The organism is Micromonospora sp. MH99, assembly GCF_021442385.1.
GTDB lineage: Bacteria > Actinomycetota > Actinomycetes > Mycobacteriales > Micromonosporaceae > Micromonospora.
Map to the genome: position 1 here is coordinate 29,506 of NZ_MUZA01000008.1, position 14,875 is coordinate 44,380.

Genomic DNA, 14,875 nt, shown 5'->3' on the forward strand with positions numbered 1-14,875 from the left:
GAGAGCGCTCTCTCGAATCTGTCGGCGACCCCGACGCACGACGAGGGCGCCACCCCCGTCGGGGTGACGCCCTCGTCAACGTCGACCGGGCCGCGCCCGGTGTCGAATCAGCCGGTACGCAGGCCGTCGAGCAGCACACGGTCACCCGTGACGTCGAGGGTCTCGAAGCTCACCCGCCCCCAGAGCGCCAGCAGCAGATCGCTCGCGGTGCCGCTGACCTGTGCGCGGGCGTGGTGATCGTCGTGGTCGAAGATGGTCGCCGTGTCGAGCAGCGCCACCCCCTCGCCGCGCAACCGCAGATACCACTCCTGATCCGCGTCCGTCGCCGCGAGCTGCACCACCCCGTGCCAGTCGCCCTTCACCTGCCGCCGGCCGGCCGGCAACCAGGTGTCCAGCACCTCGCTCACTCCGTCGGCGGCGAGCTTGGCCTCGACCGGTTCACCGGCGGCGATGGCGAGCTGGGCGTCCCAGCGGTGCACCGCCGTCTCGTGCGCCATCCGGCGCGGCCAGAAGCCGGCCTTCTTCGGCTGCGGCGCCCAGTTCCACGCCGGCGCCTCCGGGTCGAGCCCGTCGAAGAGGGTCATCAGCTGGTCGTACCCCTGCTGCCAGAGCTGGAGCGCGCTCAGCCCGGAGGGCGGCGCCACGGACGTGTCCCGGCGGGCCGGCACCTCGTTCTTCCCGGAGCCGGCGAAGGAATAAACCCAGTGGTAGATGCCCGCGAGGTGCAGGGTGAGATCATTGACTGTCCAGCCCGGACAGGACAGCACGGGTGTCTCGGGCGGCGCCTCGGCGACCGCCGCGGCGAACGCTGGGCCCTCGGCCCGCAGTGCCCCGATCCAGAAGTCCTTGCTGCCCTGCAATCTGCTCATCGCCATCCTCCCGGGGGTGCCGGACCACCAGTGGGTGCCACGGCTGCCCATCAGCCTAAGGTGAAAGACGTGTCAGACGCCTCCGCCCAGCCGACAACCGAAGTCGATCGTGCCATTCCGGGTCCACTGGCCGGCTACACCACGCTACGGATGGGCGGGCCGGCCGGGCGGATCGTGGCCGCGACCAGCGCCGACGAGATCATCCAGGCGGTCCAGGTCGCGGACGAGCCGATCCTCGTCCTGGCCGGCGGCAGCAACGTGGTGATCGGCGACGCCGGCTTCCCCGGCACTGTCGTGCTGGTGCGCTCGGGTGGCCTGCGGATCCTCACCGAGGACGCCGGGTCGGTCACCGTACGCGTCGAGGCCGGCGAGCCGTGGGACGACCTGGTCGCCGCGACCATCGGAAACGGCTGGGCCGGCCTGGAGTGCCTCTCTGGCATCCCCGGCTCCACCGGCGCCACCCCGATCCAGAACGTCGGCGCGTACGGCCAGGAGGTCGCCGAGACGATCACCGGCGTCGAGGTGTACGACCGGCTCGACGGCACCCGTCGGGTCGTCCCCGCGGCCGAATGCGGGTTCGCCTACCGGGGCAGCATCTTCAAGTACCAGGACCGCTGGGTGGTGCTCTCGGTCGACTTCCGGCTCACCCGCTCGCCCCTGTCCGGCCCGGTGCGCTACGCCGAGCTGGCCCGGGCGCTCGGAGTCGAGGTGGGCGAGCGGGTGCCGCTGGCCGACGCGCGGGCTGCGGTGCTGCGGCTGCGCGCGGGCAAGGGCATGGTGCTCGACGCCGCCGATCCCGACACCCGCTCGGTCGGCTCCTTCTTCACCAACCCGGTGCTCGACCGGGCGACGTACGACCAGCTCCTGGAACGCTCCGCCGACCTGGGCGAGCCCCCGTCCTGGCCCGGGGCGGACGGCCTGGTCAAGGTGAGCGCGGCCTGGCTGATCGACAAGGCCGGCTTCACCAAGGGCCACCCCGGCGAGGGCGGGGTGGCCATCTCCAGCAAGCACACCCTGGCCCTGACCAACCGCAGCGGCACCGCCAGCACCAGCGACCTGCTGGCCCTCGCCAGCACCATCCGCGACACGGTGCACAACCGCCTCGGTGTAACCCTGCACCCCGAACCAGTCCTGATCAACTGCGCCCTGTAACCCCCCCCACACCGCTCCGCGATCTTGCAGTTTCTGTCGCGTCATAACGGGCGTAATCGGGCAAAGCGCCGACCGAAAGTGCAAGATCGCGGGGTCAGGGGTGCGTGCGCGGGAGGGGCCAGGAGAGGGTCAGCTCGCCGTGCCGCCAGCGGTGCGGGCCGTCGCGCACGGGCCAGCCGTCGTCCCGCAGCCTGCCCACGGCCCGCAACCAGCGCTGGCGGGGGCCGAAGGTGGCGTACGGGGCCGCGGCCTGCCAGGCGTCGTCCAGAGCCCGGATCAGGTCGTGCACCGCCTCACCCGGGACGTTGCGGTGGATCAGCGCCTTGGGCAGCCGCTCGGCCAACTCGGCGGGACTCCCCAGCGTGGTGAGCTTCGCGGCCAGGGTCAACGTCCGCGGCCCGTCCGCGTCGACCAGCAGCCAGCTCGCCAGCCGGCCCAGCTCGTCGCAGGTGCCCTCGACGAGCGCCCCACCCGGAGCGAGCGCGGCGGTCATCGTGCGCCAGGCGTCGGCCACCTCGCTCTCGTCGTACTGGCGCAGGACGTTGAACGCGCGGACCAGCACCGGCCGGAGCCCGGCCAACTCGAAGCCACCCCGGGCGAAGGTCAGGCCCGGCGGGTCGGCGGCCGGCGTCGCGGCGGCCACCCGCGCCGGATCGATCTCCAGCCCGACCAGGCGTACGTCCCGACGGACCCCGGCGGCCAGCCGGGCCCGCAACTCCACGGCGGTCACCGGCGTGGCGCCGTACCCGAGGTCCACCACCAGCGGATCGACCGCCGCCCGCAGCCGGTCGGCGCAGGTAGCGACGATCCAGTTGTCCACCCGGCGCAGCCGGTTCGGGTTGGTCGTGCCCCGGGTGACCACGCCGAGCGGCCGGCGTCGTGGAGCCCCGCTCATGGGTCCGGTCCCCGACTCAGGAGACCCGGTGCACCTTGTGCTGCGCCGCCTGCGCCCGTGGCCGGACCACCAGCCGGTCGATGTTGACGTGCTCGGGGCGGGTGGCGCACCAGGCGATGCAGTCGGCGACGTCCTCGGCGACCAGCGGCCCCGGCACCCCGGCGTAGACGGCGGCCGCCCGCTCGGCGTCGCCCTCGAAGCGGACCAGCCCGAACTCCTCGGTCTTCACCATTCCGGGGTCGATCTCGATGACCCGCAGCGGCCTGCCGCACAGCTCCAGGCGGAGCGTGCCGGCGATGGCGGTCTGCGCGTGCTTCGCCGCGGTGTAGCCGCCGCCGCCCTCGTACACGGTCAGGCCGGCGGTGGAGGAGACCACCACGATGGTGCCGGAACCGGACGCCTCCAGCGCCGGCAGCAGCGCCTGGGTGACCCGCAGGGTGCCGAGCACGTTCACGTCGTACATCCACTGCCAGTCGGCGACCGAGCCGGACTCCACCGGGTCCAGCCCGCGCGCTCCGCCTGCGTTGTTCACCAGGAGAGTGACCGGCCCGGGCGCCCCGGCGGCGGCCTCGGCCAACCCGGCCACCGACTCGTCCGAGGTGACGTCGCAGGTCACCGCGGTGGCCTGCCCGCCGGCGGCGGTGATGTCGGCGACCAGGCCGGCGAGCCGTTCGGCGCGGCGGGCGGCGGCGAGCACGTGGAAACCCTCGGCGGCGAGCCGGCGGGCGGTGGCTGCTCCGATCCCGCTGGACGCTCCGGTGACGATGGCGACAGAGGTCATCTCGTCATTGTCGCCCCGGTCGTCCGAAGCCCTGCGGTCGGGCGGGGCTCCGTCGCGCGGGCCGCCGGTTGATGAGGTCCGTCACCCCGGCCGGCCGCGCCGACGCATTTCCGTAGCCCGATGGGGAAGATGACATCCGGCGTACAGGTTGACCGAGAAGCGCCGGTCGTGCGAGACGGCATTAACCGTGACTGAAGGAGCGGACGTGGCGGAACTGCACACCGGTGTCGGTCGTCAGCGAGGTGCCCGACCGTGGCCCCGGCCCCGCCGCATCGCCACCCTGTCCGTGCACACCTCTCCGCTGCACCAGCCCGGCACGGGCGACGCCGGCGGGATGAACGTCTACATCCTGGAGGTCGCCCGGCGGCTCGCCGAGGCCGACGTCGAGGTGGAGATCTTCACCCGGGCCACCTCGGGTGATCTTCCCCCGGTGGTCGAGATGGCCCCCGGCGTGCAGGTCCGGCACATCACCTCCGGTCCGCTGGAAGGGCTGACCAAGGAGGAGCTGCCCGGCCAGCTCTGCGCCTTCACCGCCGGGGTGCTGCGCGCCGAGGCGTCCCGCCCACCCGGTCACTACGACCTGATCCACTCCCACTACTGGTTGTCGGGGCAGGTCGGTTGGCTGGCCAAGGAGCGCTGGGGAGTGCCGCTGGTGCACACCGCGCACACCCTGGCGAAGGTCAAGAACGCCCAGCTCGCCGCCGACGACCGACCGGAACCGAAGGCTCGGGTGATCGGCGAGGAGCAGGTCGTCGCCGAGGCCGACCGGCTGGTCGCCAACACCAGGGTGGAGGCCCGCGACCTCGTCGAGCGGTACGACGCCGCCCCCGACCAGGTTTCCGTCGTACAGCCGGGCGTCGACCTGGCCCGGTTCCGGCCCGCGTCGGGCGACCGGTTCGTGGCCGCCCGCGCCGCCCGCCGCCGGCTGGGTCTGCCGGTCGACGGGTACGTGGTGGCCTTCGTCGGTCGGATCCAACCACTCAAGGCGCCGGACGTGCTCATCCGCGCGATCGCCGCCCTGCGCCAGCGTGATCCGGTCCTGGCCGACGAGGTGACAGTGGTGATCTGCGGCGGGCCCAGCGGCAGTGGGCTGGACCGGCCGACCGCCCTGATCGAGCTGGCCGCGACGCTCGGAGTCGCCGACCGGGTCCGTTTCCTGCCGCCGCGCACCGGCGACGACCTGCCGGCCCTGTACCGGGCCGCCGATCTGGTCGCGGTGCCGTCGCACAACGAATCCTTCGGGCTCGTCGCCCTGGAGGCGCAGGCCTGCGGTACGCCGGTGCTGGCCGCCGCCGTCGGCGGGTTGGTCACGGCCGTGCGCGACCACGCCAGTGGGGTGCTCATCGACGGGCACGACCCGGTGGACTGGGCCCGCGCCCTGGGCCGCCTCCTGCCGGACCGTGCCCTGCGGGCCAGGTTGTCCCGCGGCGCCGCGCAGCACGCCCGGCACTTCTCCTGGGACCGCACGGTCTCGGGCCTGCTCGACGTCTACGGCGAGGCGATCGCCGCCCGCCGGGCCCGCCTCGCCGCCGACCTGGCCGCGGATCCCGCCCTCTCCTGCTCCTGGTGACCAGGGGTCCGGCCGCCCGGCCGGTGGTGACCGCACGCCGGTCGGGGTGTCCGCCGGCTCGTCGTCATCCGGCACGTGGGCCGGGGCGGTCGTAGAGTGGGTCCGGTGAGCCCGAAGAGCGATCTTGCGACTCTGATCGAGTCGGTCTGTGCCGAACGTGACCTGGCCTGGGAGTCGACCGGGCCCGGCGCGTACGCGGTCACCCTGCCGGGCACCCACAAGCTCAAGACGATCTGCAACCTGATCGTCGGTGAGCACGCCCTGCGGATCGAGGCGTTCGTCATGCGCCAGCCCGACGAGCGGCGCGAGGAGCTGTGGGCCTGGCTGTTGCAGCGCAACGCCCGGATGTACGGGGTCTCCTTCTCCACCGACGCGGTCGGCGACGTGTACCTGACCGGGCGGGTCAACCCGGCCGGCGTGGACGCCGACGAGCTGGACCGGTTGCTCGGTTCGGTGCTCACCTACTCCGACGAGTCCTTCGACACGATGCTGGAGATCGGCTTCGGCAGCTCGATCCGGCGCGAGTACGAGTGGCGGGTCAAGCGCGGTGAGTCGACCGCGAACCTGGCCGCCTTCGCCCACCTCTTCGAGCCGTCCGGCGCGGGTCCCGACACCGACCCCGCCTGACGGCCGACCCCGCGTCGCTCCATCCCGCTCCACGGAGGCCGACGGGCGCTGCGTCCCCCGGTGACCGGCTTGCGGCGGGGTCCGACCGCTTCGGATCGAGCCGGTTCGTCGCTGGAGGTTCGGACTGCTCCTGACGGGTATGCCGCACCGCGCGGTGCGGCAGAGGGACCCCCGCGCGCCGATGACGGAGTGTCGAGGAGCGGAGCGTTTCATGGCTCAGCGGAACAGCTCAGGTCGCGGCGGGACTGCGACCAGGACCAAACGGCAGGCCGGCAACCAGAGCCCGGCTACTCCCGGGGTCTCCGAGTCGGAGATCTCCCGGATGCGGGTGGACGACATCCGCGGGCAGTTGCGCAAACGCGGGGTCTCTGGGATCTCCGCGTTGCGCAAGCCTGACCTGGTGAAACAGTTGGTGCGCTCGATGCGTTCCGACGCCGGTGGGGCGGGACGACGCAGCACCGGACCGGCAGGTCGGGCCGCCGGCACCAGGGCGTCGGCCGGTCGGGCCGCCGCGACGAAGAAGTCGGCGTCGAGGGCGGCACCGAGTCGCGCGAAGGCGGCGCCCGCGAACAAGAGCGCTCCCGCGAAGCGGGCCGCGGCGAAGAAGACGAGCCCCGCGAAGAAGACGACAGCTGCGAAGCGGACCAGCGCCGCGAGCAGGTCGACCGCGGCGAAGCGGACGACCAGCGCACGGACGTCGACGGCGGCCCGTAAGACGGCCGCGGCGAAGAAGACGACAGCGGCCAGGTCGACCGCCGCACGCAGGACGTCGACGACCGCGCGTACCGCGCCAGCGCGCAAGGCGCCCGCGAAGAAGGCGCCGTCGCGACCGGCCGCCAAGCGGGCCACTGCGAAGGCCGCGCCGGCGAAGCGGGCGGCGCCCGCCAAGCGGGCCACGGCGAAGCGGGCGACGCCGGCCAAGCGGGCCACGGCCAGCCGACCGTCGGCCGGTGGCACGACGGCCGGCGGGATCCGGACCGGACGGGGCAGCGGACGGTCGGTCCGCAGCTCGCAGGTGATCTCGTCGACGGCCGACCGGCCGGAGCGGCCGGGACGGAGCCTGATCACCGCGAATCACGAGGTGATCCGACGTTGGGCGATGGAGCGCGGCGCGAAGCCGGCGACCATCGCGGGCACCGAGCGGGACGGTCGGGCCGGAGTGTTGACCTTCAACATCCCCGGATACCGGGAAAGTAGCCGGATTCGCGAGATCACCTGGGATGACTGGTTCTACACGTTCGATCTGCGCCGGCTCAACCTGATCTATCAGGAGCAGATGCGTGACGGCCGGCAGAGCAACTTCTTCCGGACGGAGTCACCCGATCGTGAGGACGGCTGAGGTGTTTGCGGGAATGCCCGACGGGTACGCGGCTGTTGCCAGAGACCGAGGCGCGAGCTGGGGATACTCGTCAGTTGTGACCGGCGAGACAGCCCATCTGGGTTGAATCCAGAATCCGGCCGAACTAGCTTTATTGCACCGCGCCACGCTTGGAAACGTTCGGGGGAGCGGCGGATCAATCAGATCCGCGCACCAGGCGAGGTGCGAGGGGACGGGTGGATCAACCGTTGGGGGACGGTGCCCACCTGTTTGGACCGGCGGCGCGAGCGGGCGATGCTTACGGGGGTGAGTGTTGCCCGCCGCCGCCGGCCCCACCGGCGAGCGCCCACCGTGACCTTCGGGTCATGGTGGGCGCTTTGCCGTCGGATGGGTCAGCCGGTCTGGACGCGGTCCCCGCGCGGCGCCGGCTCCCGGTCGGCGGCCCGGCGCAACGCGTCGACGTGCCGGTCGCGGGGCGGCCCGGCCAGCAGGTGCCCGAGCGCGGCCAGCAGGCCCAGCCCGCCCACGATCAGCCAGTGCCGGTCGCCGAGGTGCTGCAGGCTCACCCCGCCCAGTGTGGGTGCGACGAACGCCGCGGCCGGGAACGTCAGGTAGAAGACCGACTGGTACCGCGCGCGCAGCTGGGGCGGTGCCAGGTCCGCGTTGATCTGCGCGTTGGGCGGCGCGGCGAGCATCGAACCGACCGTCCAGACCACCGCCGCGCCGAGGTAGACGCCCAGGCCGTCGGCGACGGTGAGCACGCCGAAGCCGACCGCCAGCAGGGCCGTGGAGACGGCCAGTACGACGTCCTTGCGGTGCCTGTCGATCAGTCGGGGCACGAACAGTTGCCCCAGCACGATCAGCGCGCCCCCGAGTGCCACCACCACCCCGTACGCGGACGGTCCCAGACCGTCGGCGCGCATCGCCAGCGGCATGATCGTCGAGGTCTGCAGGGTGAGGACGGCCAGCACGAAGGTGAGCCCGACGAAGATCAGGAAGTTCCGGTCGGTGAGCGCGGTGTGCAGCCCCTGTCGACGGGAGCGGCCGACCCCCTGCTGGTCAGCGGGCGGGAGGGGCGCGGCCGGGCCGGCCCGGCGCAGGGTCTCCGGCACCTTCCAGGCGATGACGGCCGCAGCGGTCAGCGTGGCGGCGGCGTCGACCAGGAACAGCGCGGTGAAGCTCGCCTCGGCAAGCACCCCGGCGAGCAGCGACGCGACGGCCATGCCCAGGTTGAACGCCCAGAACTGGAGGTTGAACGCGCGTGAGCGGCGTTGCGCGGGCACCACGTCGACGATCGCCGCCACGAAGGCGGGGCTGGGCATCGAGTGCACCACGCCGACCAGCGCGGAGAGCGCCGCGATCAGCAGCAGGGGCCGGCTGAAGGCCAGTGCCACCATCAGGGCGGCGGTGGCCAGGTGGGCGGCGAGCAGGGTGGCCCGGCGACCCCACCGGTCAGCCAGTACCCCGCCGAGCAGCGCGCCGGCCGCCCCGCCGGCCCCGTACGCCCCGACCACGGTGCCGGCCACCGATTCGCTGGCTCCCCGGGCGTCGGTGAGGTAGAGCGACAGGAAGAGCATGGCGAACGCGCCGGCGCGGTTGATCAGCAATCCCGCCCAGAGGTACCAGAAGGTGGCGGGTAGGCCGCCCGCGGTGTCGTGCCACCAGCGCCGCAGGGCGTGCATCCGACCTCCCGACAGTTCAGTTTCTTAACCGTTTCTCCTGGACGGTAGGAAGTCGGGCCGGGTTGCGCCAGTCGGTTTCCTGATCATGAGCCGTTCGTTTCAGCGGTCACACCGGGCTGAGGCTGTCGCCTCAGCGTTCGCGCAGGGGCTCAGGCTGTCGCCTCGGCGGGCTGCGCCGTTGCGGCGCGGGTGCCGACCGGCGTGGACGCTTCGGCGGCGTGGCGTAGCGCGACGGCACGCCGCTCCCGGGCGGGACCGGACGCGAGGTGGGCCACCGCCGTCAGCACGCCGATCACGGCGCAGCCGAACCAGAGCGCGGCGTTGCCGACGTGCTCGCGCACCAGGCCGCCGAGGATCGGCGCGCTCGCCCCGGCGATCTGCCAGGAGAGCCCGAACACGCCCTGGTAGCGACCGCGCAGTTCGGCCGGGGAGAGCTCGGCGATCAGCGTGGAGTTGGAGGGCGAGTTCAACATCTCGCCGACCGTCCAGATCAGCACCGTCAGTCCGTAGAACCAGGCGCTGCTGGCGAACGCGGTCAGTCCGAACCCGACACCCATCACCACGGCGGCGAGGGCGAGCACCTGCGAACGGTTCCGACCCCGGATCAGTCGGGGCACGAAGAGTTGGCCGACGACGATGAGCAGGCCGTTGAGCGCGATCACCGAGCCGTAGGTGGCCGGGCTCAGGCCGGAGTCCCCCATGGCGATCGGCAGCATCGAGATGTGCTGGAGGAAGACCATCGCGGCGAACAGGTTCAGAGCCACGAAGCCGAGGTAGACCCGGTCGCTGAGGATGGTGCGCAGCGCGCCGCGCGGGGCCGTGGTCGCCGCGACGGTGAATCCGCCGTGGCGCGTCTCCGGCACCCGGACGAAGATGATCAGCGCAGTGATCAGCATCGTGCCCGCGTCGACCACGAACAGCAGCAGGTAGTCGGCCTGCGCGGCGAGACCGGCGAGGATGGCGGCGCAGGCGAAGCCCAGGTTGATGGCCCAGTAGTTGAGCGAGAAGGCGCGCAGGCGGTCCTTGGCCGGCACCACGTCGATCATCATGGCGCCGAACGCCGGCCGGGCCGCCTCGGCGAACATGCCCAGCAGCAGCGCACCCAGCGCCACCGCCCAGAGGTCACGGGCCAGCCCGAGGGCGAGCATCATGGCCGCCGCGCCGACATGCGCGGTGAGCAGCGTCGGTCGGCGACCCCACCGGTCGGCCAGGGTGCCGCCGGCGGTGGTGCCGACCGCGCCGCCGACACCCCACAGGCCGAGCACCAGGCCGGCCTGGGAGGGGGAGAAGCCGCGTTCCTGGGTCAGGTAGATGGCGAGGAAGACGAGGACGAACGAGCCGAGCCGGTTGATCAGGGTGCCCGACCACAGGTACCAGAAGGTGGCCGGCAGGCCGCCGGTGGTGTCCCGGAACCAGCTCCGCATCGTCCGCACGTGGTGCCCCCGCTTGCAAGTAATGACCGATGTGACTACAGCGCCTTACAACCCTAGTGGCGGCCGGATTCGCAGGTCATCCGCTTTTTCACGTGGTGGTCGTCACGACGGGTGCCCGCGTGTCCGGTACGGGGTTGAGGCAGGATGATCGGCATGACTGCGAGCGAGGGGCCCACCGTCGGGACGCTGGTCCTGCTGCGGCACGGCGAAAGTGACTGGAACGCCAAGAACCTCTTCACCGGCTGGGTGGACGTCGACCTGACCGAGAAGGGCGAGGGCGAGGCGCGGCGCGGCGGCGAGCTGCTGCGCGAGCACAGCCTGCTGCCGGACGTCGTGCACACCAGCGTGATGCGCCGGGCGATCCGCACCGCCGAGTTGGCGCTGAACGCCGCCGACCGGCACTGGATCGCGGTGCGCCGGTCGTGGCGGCTCAACGAGCGGCACTACGGCGCCCTACAGGGCAAGAACAAGAAGCAGACCCTTGACGAGTACGGCGAGGAGCAGTTCATGCTCTGGCGCCGCTCGTACGACACGCCGCCGCCGCCGATCGCGGACGACGACGAGTGGTCGCAGGTGGGCGACCCGCGCTACGCGCTGCTGCCGACCGAGCTGATGCCGCGTACCGAGTGCCTCAAGGACGTCGTCGAGCGGATGCTGCCCTACTGGTACGACTCGATCGTGCCGGACATCCTGGCCGGCCGGACGGTGCTGGTGGCGGCGCACGGCAACTCGCTGCGCGCCCTGGTCAAGCACCTCGACCAGATCTCCGACGAGGCGATCGCCAAGCTGAACATCCCGACCGGCATCCCGCTGCGCTACGACCTCGACCCGCAACTGCGCCCGCTCACCCTGGGCGGCACCTACCTCGACCCGACGGCAGCGAAGGAAGCCGCCGCCGCGGTCGCCAACCAGGGCCGCTGAGCACAGGAAAAGGGGCCCCCGCGCGGTGCGGGGGCCCCTTTTCGTGTACGTCAGCTGGCGGCCGGGCTGTTCTCCCCCGTGATCAGGTAGATCACGTGCTCGCCGGCGTTCACCGCGTGGTCGGCGAAACGCTCGTAGAAGCGGCCCAGCAGGGTGGCGTCGATGGCGGTCTCCACCCCGTACGGCCAGTCGTCGCCGAGCAGCACCGAGAACAGGCTCTTGTGCAGCTCGTCCATGGCGTCGTCGTCCCGGTCCAACTCGCCGGCCAGGTCGACGTCGGGCTTGGCCAGCACCGAACCGATCTTCACCGCCATCCGGTCGGCGATGTCGGCCATCTCGGTGAAGATCGACCGCAGCTCGGCAGGTACGGCGGGCGAGGGGTGCCGCCGCAGCGCCGTCTTCGCCACGTGGTCGGCCAGGTCGCCCATCCGCTCCAGGTCGGCCGCCACGTGCAGCGCGGTGATCATGGCACGCAGGTCGGAGGCGACCGGCGCCTGCCGGGCGAGCAGGTCACACACCCGCTCCTCGACGTGCCGGTAGAGGTCGTCGATCTCGGCGTCCCGCTCGATGACCGTCTCGGCGGCCTGCCGGTCGGCGGTGAGCAGGGCCCGGGTGGCCTGGCGCATGGCAGCGCGGACGCCCTCCGCCATGTCCACCAGCAGTTGGCTGACGATCTGGAGGTCGGCCCGGAACTCGTCGCGCATCATCACGTCCTGTGGTCGGTCGCCGCCGGCGGGTGCCGGCGCAGGGGTTGAGCAGGTGCGACGCCAACGGTAGGGCGGCTGAACGGATCCCGGATGAACGACGGTGAACGACGCCAGACGTGGGGGTGAACACTTTCCGAAGTGCGGGTGGTTCGTCCCGTTCTGTGTGGTAGCCAGGTTAACAATGACCCTACGATCGCCGGGTGGAGTGGGCGGTGGCGGTCGTGGTGGCCGTGGCGTTGGCGACCGGACTGGTCGTCGGCCTCCTGCTGCCCCGGTTCCTGCCGGCGCGCGGTCGCTCCACGTCGACGGGCAGCGCGAGCTCCCGCTGGAGCAGGGGGAGGCCCGCTATAGCCGACGAGCAGCAGGCCGGGCTCGGCCGCCGGACGATCGATTCGCTCCGGGCCGGTGTCGTGGTACTGGACGACGACGACGTCCCCGTGCTGATCAACCCGGCCGCCCGTGCGATGGGTCTGCTGCGTACCGGCAGCACCCCGGGCTCGATCGCCGCGCACCCGTTGATCCGTACGCTCGCCGGCCAGGTGCGGCGCACCGGCGTGCGGCGCGAGATCGAGCTGGACCTGCCGCGGGGTCGCGACAGCGCGGGGGAGAACCCGCTGGGCGTGCACCTGCGGGCCATGGGCCTCGGGAACGGCTTCATCGCCGTGGAGGCGGTCGACGTGACCGAGTCGCACCGGCTGACCCGGGTCCGGCGTGACTTCGTGGCGAACGTGAGCCACGAGCTCAAGACCCCGATCGGCGCGCTCCAACTGCTCGCCGAGGCGCTGCTGGACGCCACCGAGCCGGCCGACGCCGCGGTGCCCGACCTCTCCGAGGACCTGGTCGCCGCCCGCCGGTTCGCCGAACGGATCCAGCACGAGTCGACCCGGCTGGGCCGGCTGGTGCAGGAGTTGCTGGAGCTGACCCGGCTCCAGGGCGCCGAACCGCAGCCGCCACCGGAGCCCGTCGCGCTCGACTGGGTGATCGCCGAGGTGGTCGACCGCACCCGCACCACGGCTTCCGCCCGGGGGGTCGAGGTCACTGTCGACGGCGAACGCGGTCTCACCGCGTACGGCAGCGACAGTCAGCTCGCCACGGCGGTGGCGAACCTGGTGGAGAACGCCATCAACTACTCGGGCGAGGACACCACGGTGCGGGTCACCCTCCGCGGTGACGGCGAACATGTCGAGGTCGCGGTCGCTGACCAGGGCATCGGCATCGCCCCGACGGACGTGGACCGGATCTTCGAGCGGTTCTACCGGGCCGACCAGGCCCGCTCGCGTTCGACAGGTGGCACCGGGCTCGGCCTGGCCATCGTGAAACACATCGCGAGCAACCATGGCGGTCGGGTGGAGGTGTCGAGCACTCTTGGGGGTGGATCGACGTTCACCCTACGGTTGCCCGCCAGTCCACCTGACGACCTGCTGGCGACACTGCCGCCGGTTGGGATCGAGGCCGGTCCGGCCGAGCTACGGCAGGTCTGACAGCAATGGAAAGGAAATCCCCGTTGAGCCGCGTTCTGGTGGTCGAGGACGAGGAGTCGTTCTCCGACGCCCTGTCGTACATGCTCCGTAAGGAGGGCTTCGAGGTTTCGGTCGCCGCGACCGGTACCGATGCCCTCACCGAGTTCGACCGAACCGGCGCCGACATCGTGCTGCTCGACCTGATGTTGCCCGAGATGTCCGGGACCGAGGTGTGCCGGCAGCTCCGGCAGCGCTCGGCCGTGCCGATCATCATGGTCACCGCGCGGGACAGCGAGATCGACAAGGTGGTCGGCTTGGAGATCGGCGCCGACGACTACGTCACCAAGCCGTACTCTCCCCGGGAGCTGGTCGCGCGGATCCGCGCGGTGCTGCGCCGGCAGAGCCCGGAGGTGGCCGAGGCGGGCGCCCCGACGCTGGCCGCCGGCCCGGTCCGGATGGACATCGAGCGGCACGTGGTGACCGTCGAGGGCGGGGCCGTGCAGCTGCCGCTCAAGGAGTTCGAGTTGCTGGAGCTGCTGCTGCGCAACGCGGGCCGGGTGCTGACCCGCGGTCAGCTCATCGACCGGGTCTGGGGCGCCGACTACGTGGGCGACACCAAGACGCTTGACGTGCACGTCAAGCGGCTGCGCTCCAAGATCGAGCCGGAGCCGTCGGCGCCGCGCTTCATCGTCACGGTGCGGGGCCTGGGGTACAAGTTCGAGCCGTGATCGGCCGACCCGAAGGGGGTCCACGCTCGGCGTGGGCCCCCTTCGGCCGGTCCGGGTCCGCTCAGCGAACGATCTTGATGTTGAAGTTGGCGGTGTCGAGCCGGCCGTAGAGCCGCAACCACAGCGGCATGAGCATCTCGGTGCCCCGGGCGGTGGAGAGGTCGCCGAGGTCGATCACGTCGGTGTGGCCGAAGCTGACGAGCAGCCCGGTGACGATCCGCTTGGCCTCCGCGTCGTCGCCGGAGACGAAGACCGTGTGCGCGCCGTCGGCGAGCTGGCGCGGGCGCACCATCAGCTCGGCGGTCAGCGTGTTGAGCGATTTGACCACCTTGGCCTGCGGAAACTCCCGCTGGATCTGCTCGGCGAGGGAGTCGGTGTCCTGCACGGTCAGGGTTGGTGGGAAGCCCGCCCTGAAGTCGAGCGGGTTGGCGATGTCGAGCAGGGCCTTGCCGGCCAGGTTGGCCGCGCCGGCCGCGGTGAGCGCCGGCAGGGAGCCGCTGCCACTGGTGGCGTTGACCACCAGTTCGGCGTCCGCGGCCGCATCCGCGTGGGTCGCCAGGCCCACCTCGGGGTGCTCGGCGGTCCAGGTGGCGTACTCGCCGGCCAGGGTGGTCGCGACGTCGCGGGTGCCGATGGTGACCTGGTGGCCCAGCTCCGCCGCGCGGGCGCTGATGGTCCTGCCGACCGAGCCGGTGCCGAGAACTGCGATGCGCATGTCGATCGATCCTCCAC

The 14,875-nt window shown here is 72.0% G+C and carries 13 protein-coding genes and 1 pseudogene; 7 read left to right on the forward strand and 7 right to left on the reverse strand.

The features are described 5' to 3' along the window. Window positions 1-107: 107 nt before the first annotated feature. Window positions 108-869, reverse strand: a complete 762-nt coding sequence (locus B0E54_RS06450) for a maleylpyruvate isomerase family mycothiol-dependent enzyme (RefSeq protein WP_234582337.1) — start codon at window positions 867-869, stop codon at window positions 108-110. Window positions 870-938: 69 nt separating this feature from the next. Between B0E54_RS06450 and B0E54_RS06455 the strand changes: the two genes are divergently transcribed. Continuing rightward, window positions 939-2,021, forward strand: a complete 1,083-nt coding sequence (locus B0E54_RS06455; protein WP_308195339.1) for a UDP-N-acetylmuramate dehydrogenase — start codon at window positions 939-941, stop codon at window positions 2,019-2,021. Window positions 2,022-2,115: 94 nt separating this feature from the next. Here B0E54_RS06455 and B0E54_RS06460 read toward each other — a convergent pair whose 3' ends face one another. Continuing rightward, window positions 2,116-2,916: a class I SAM-dependent methyltransferase gene (locus B0E54_RS06460; RefSeq protein ID WP_234582338.1), complete on the reverse strand. Its 801-nt coding sequence runs from the start codon at window positions 2,914-2,916 to the stop codon at window positions 2,116-2,118. Window positions 2,917-2,932: 16 nt separating this feature from the next. Beyond that, window positions 2,933-3,697, reverse strand: a complete 765-nt coding sequence (locus B0E54_RS06465; RefSeq protein WP_234582339.1) for an SDR family oxidoreductase — start codon at window positions 3,695-3,697, stop codon at window positions 2,933-2,935. Between the two features lie 205 nt (window positions 3,698-3,902). Between B0E54_RS06465 and mshA the strand changes: the two genes are divergently transcribed. The 3 genes and pseudogenes from mshA to B0E54_RS32730 all read left to right on the forward strand — a co-directional run. Beyond that, window positions 3,903-5,267 carry a D-inositol-3-phosphate glycosyltransferase gene (gene mshA / locus B0E54_RS06470; RefSeq protein ID WP_234582340.1) on the forward strand — a complete coding sequence of 455 codons (1,365 nt, stop codon included), beginning with the start codon at window positions 3,903-3,905 and terminating at the stop codon, window positions 5,265-5,267. Between the two features lie 105 nt (window positions 5,268-5,372). After that, window positions 5,373-5,894 carry a YbjN domain-containing protein gene (locus B0E54_RS06475; protein ID WP_234582341.1) on the forward strand — a complete coding sequence of 174 codons (522 nt, stop codon included), beginning with the start codon at window positions 5,373-5,375 and terminating at the stop codon, window positions 5,892-5,894. Between the two features lie 913 nt (window positions 5,895-6,807). After that, window positions 6,808-7,233 (forward strand): annotated as a pseudogene (locus tag B0E54_RS32730) (hypothetical protein); the annotation flags it as partial. A gap of 371 nt (window positions 7,234-7,604) precedes the next feature. Here B0E54_RS32730 and B0E54_RS06490 read toward each other — a convergent pair. Beyond that, on the reverse strand, window positions 7,605-8,894 hold the full coding sequence (locus tag B0E54_RS06490) for an MFS transporter (protein WP_234582344.1): 1,290 nt from the start codon (window positions 8,892-8,894) through the stop codon (window positions 7,605-7,607). Between the two features lie 149 nt (window positions 8,895-9,043). Continuing rightward, window positions 9,044-10,327 (reverse strand): MFS transporter, encoded by a 1,284-nt coding sequence (locus B0E54_RS06495; RefSeq protein WP_234582345.1) that lies wholly within the window; start codon window positions 10,325-10,327, stop codon window positions 9,044-9,046. Window positions 10,328-10,480: 153 nt separating this feature from the next. On the opposite strand from B0E54_RS06495, the gene B0E54_RS06500 reads away from it, so the two are divergent. Then, window positions 10,481-11,248: a phosphoglyceromutase gene (locus B0E54_RS06500; protein WP_007465667.1), complete on the forward strand. Its 768-nt coding sequence runs from the start codon at window positions 10,481-10,483 to the stop codon at window positions 11,246-11,248. 50 nt (window positions 11,249-11,298) lie between these two features. Here the strand turns inward: B0E54_RS06500 and phoU are convergent, their stop codons facing one another. After that, complete coding sequence (gene phoU, locus B0E54_RS06505; RefSeq protein WP_234582346.1) at window positions 11,299-11,952, reverse strand: phosphate signaling complex protein PhoU; 654 nt, start codon at window positions 11,950-11,952, stop codon at window positions 11,299-11,301. Between the two features lie 224 nt (window positions 11,953-12,176). On the opposite strand from phoU, the gene B0E54_RS06510 reads away from it, so the two are divergent. Both B0E54_RS06510 and B0E54_RS06515 read left to right on the forward strand, forming a co-directional pair. Beyond that, the gene (locus B0E54_RS06510; RefSeq protein ID WP_374109251.1) at window positions 12,177-13,436 is read left to right on the forward strand and encodes a sensor histidine kinase; all 1,260 of its coding nucleotides are present in this window, start codon (window positions 12,177-12,179) and stop codon (window positions 13,434-13,436) included. A 23-nt stretch (window positions 13,437-13,459) separates the two neighbouring features. After that, window positions 13,460-14,143 carry a response regulator transcription factor gene (locus B0E54_RS06515; RefSeq protein WP_039906992.1) on the forward strand — a complete coding sequence of 228 codons (684 nt, stop codon included), beginning with the start codon at window positions 13,460-13,462 and terminating at the stop codon, window positions 14,141-14,143. Between the two features lie 61 nt (window positions 14,144-14,204). On the opposite strand, the gene B0E54_RS06520 is transcribed toward B0E54_RS06515, so the two are convergent. Then, window positions 14,205-14,858, reverse strand: coding sequence for an NADPH-dependent F420 reductase (locus tag B0E54_RS06520; RefSeq protein WP_234582348.1), 654 nt, complete (start codon window positions 14,856-14,858; stop codon window positions 14,205-14,207). Window positions 14,859-14,875: the final 17 nt, after the last annotated feature.